The following is a 2,380-nucleotide window of genomic DNA, read 5'->3' as shown; positions in this document are numbered from 1 at the left end:
TGAGGTTGAGGACTTGCAGGGAGGTGAGTTGAGCGAGCGCTTCTGGTATCTCGCTGATTTGGTTATTGCTGAGGTCGAGGTCTTGCAGGGAGGTGAGTTGAGCGAGCGCTTCTGGTATCTCCCTGATTTGGTTATAGCTGAGAGAGAGGCTTTTCAGGGAGGTGAGGTGAGCGAGCGCTTCTGGTATCTCGCTGATTTGGTTATCGCTGAGATAGAGATGTTGCAGGGAGGTGAGTTGAGCGAGCGCTTCTGGTATCTCCCTGATTTGGTTATTGTTGAGGTTGAGGACTTGCAGGGAGGTGAGTTGAGCGAGCGCTTCTGGTATCTCGCTGATTTGGTTATTGTTGAGGTAGAGGAATCGCAGGGAGGTGAGGTAAGCGAGTGCTTCTGGTATCTCGCTGATTTGGTTATCGCTGAGAGAGAGGCTTTTCAGGGAGGTGAGGTGAGCGATTTCGGGGGGAATTTCTGTTAAGTTTCTGCCAGACAGATCCAACTCGCCCGCTCTTTTGTCCTTTGCCCGTTGAATTAACTCTAATACTTCCTGTGCTGTCATTGACCATCCCCCCGCTACTATATTTACTCCATTTTGGCAAAAGATCCGGTTAATGCCACTGGTTGAGACCTCATCAGCTTGAGTTGAGTTTCTGGAGAGTGAACTGAAAACTCGCATCTGATGACCGATAACTGGGTGACTAAAGTTGAGAATTCCCTTAAGATAAAGTAAATAAGTGTAAAGAAACTGAAAGTTAGCCTACACCCTTGCTGAAAAAATTCTCATTGTCTAGAAGTGCTATGCTCAATCGTTTTTGCCGAGGAATCTCGATCGCTCTTGTAATTGGTGTCATTAGCTGTCTGGGTTGGATTATCTGCCCAAATCAAGCTCTAGCGGTGAATAATCCCGAATTACTGCCCAATCAAGCCACTCCGATCGTTGATTTAGCCAATTATCTACCCGCAAAACAGGAAGAGGCATTAATCCGAGATATCGAGACATTTCAAGGGGAAACCGGCTGGAAAATGCGAGTTTTAACCCAATATGACCGCAGCCCCGGCCGGGCAGTGATTAATTTTTGGGGATTGGATGATAAAAGTATTCTCCTAGTGGCCGATGGTCGCGGCGGTAATCTACTATCTTTTAGTATTGGTGATGCCGTCTATGAATTTTTACCCCGCACTTTTTGGATCGAGTTACAGGCCCGTTTCGGTAATATGTATTTTGTCCGGGAAAATGGCGAAAATAATGCGATCGTACAATCCTTAGACACGGTAAAAGGCTGTTTAGTTAAAGGTGGTTGTGCGGTGGTCCCCGGTTTACCGAGGGAACAGTGGATACTAACTTTAATTACCTCAATTGTCGGCGGTTTAGTCTTCGGTTTTGCCGGTATTCCTCGCAAAGAAGGACAGGTTTTCGCTTGGCAATGGGTTTTAATTGTCTCTCCCCTCTGGTTTATCCTCTTTGTTGCTTTTGGCATCGGACCGGTGGTTACTCGCACCAGTGAATTACTGCCCCTTTTCCGCAATTTAATCGGTTTTGCCCTCGGGGTTTTAGTCGCCTATCTTTCCCCTCGTTTTAATTCCCTCAACGCCTCAAAAACCTAAGAATTAGGGGCTTTTAAGTGATCAGTAATCAGTAATCAGTGAAAAGAAAGTAGCGAAGTTTTTACCTATAAATGATAGCTGACGGCAGCCCCTCATGGTTCGATCGATCTAGCTCTGTTACAATTAGAAACATTGTGGAGTGAGTGAGATAACGTTTATGTGGGTCAATACTCAAAGTGAGATTATTAGTAAGGTTTTGCCGCCAGCAGTACGTCTGTTCTTAAGAACGCAAGTAGAACAGATAGAAGATTTAGAAATGCAGCTGCAAGGTCATGATCGGCAAATTTTGCGCGGTTATATCCCCGGGGTATTTTTAGCCGTAGGAAAAGCGATTTATCAGGGGTTACATCTAGGTAAAGCGCAATTAAGAGGGGAAAATATTCGTCTTAATATTGGGCAGGTTTTGCGAGGGAAACCCCTAAAAATTTTGGAACCTATTCGGGTTAGCGGTGAGGTGGAAATTAACGAGCAGGATTTAAATAATTCGATCGCCTCGACTATTTTAATTAATGCTTTTGCCGATTTACTAATTTTTTCCCTAGAAAATAACGGAGTTGTTAACGCCAGAGAAATTATCTCACAACAGCGTTTTAACTGGAAAAATGTTCTCTTAAATCAGGGTTATTTCTGTCTTCTCGGCCACAGAGAAACAGGTGCGGAAGTAATTTTTAGCGCTGATATTACCCTAGAAGATGCCCGCACTTTAGGGATTAGTCCCCGACAATGGCAAGGTTTAGCCCCAGATTTATCTATTGATTTGCAACCTTTTACTGTCGATTTA

The 2,380-nt window shown here is 44.5% G+C and carries 3 protein-coding genes; 2 read left to right on the top strand and 1 reads right to left on the bottom strand.

The genetic code is table 11. The annotated features are described in order from the left end of the window. Nucleotides 1-553, bottom strand: a 553-nt coding sequence (locus tag PX636_RS07230) for a leucine-rich repeat domain-containing protein (protein WP_288116608.1), incomplete at its 3' end; no start/stop codon positions are given. A gap of 239 nt (nt 554-792) precedes the next feature. On the opposite strand from PX636_RS07230, the gene PX636_RS07225 reads away from it, so the two are divergent. Both PX636_RS07225 and PX636_RS07220 read left to right on the top strand, forming a co-directional pair. Next, the gene (locus tag PX636_RS07225; protein WP_012266581.1) at nt 793-1,599 is read left to right on the top strand and encodes a TPM domain-containing protein; all 807 of its coding nucleotides are present in this window, start codon (nt 793-795) and stop codon (nt 1,597-1,599) included. 157 nt (nt 1,600-1,756) lie between these two features. Beyond that, nucleotides 1,757-2,380, top strand: a 624-nt coding sequence (locus PX636_RS07220; RefSeq protein WP_288116607.1) for an LmeA family phospholipid-binding protein, incomplete at its 3' end; no start/stop codon positions are given.

This window comes from Microcystis sp. M53598_WE2 (assembly GCF_030067735.1).
Taxonomy (GTDB): Bacteria; Cyanobacteriota; Cyanobacteriia; order Cyanobacteriales; family Microcystaceae; genus Microcystis; species Microcystis aeruginosa.
Note: the sequence above shows the minus strand (reverse complement) of the source record. Positions and strands in the feature narration are given on the sequence as shown.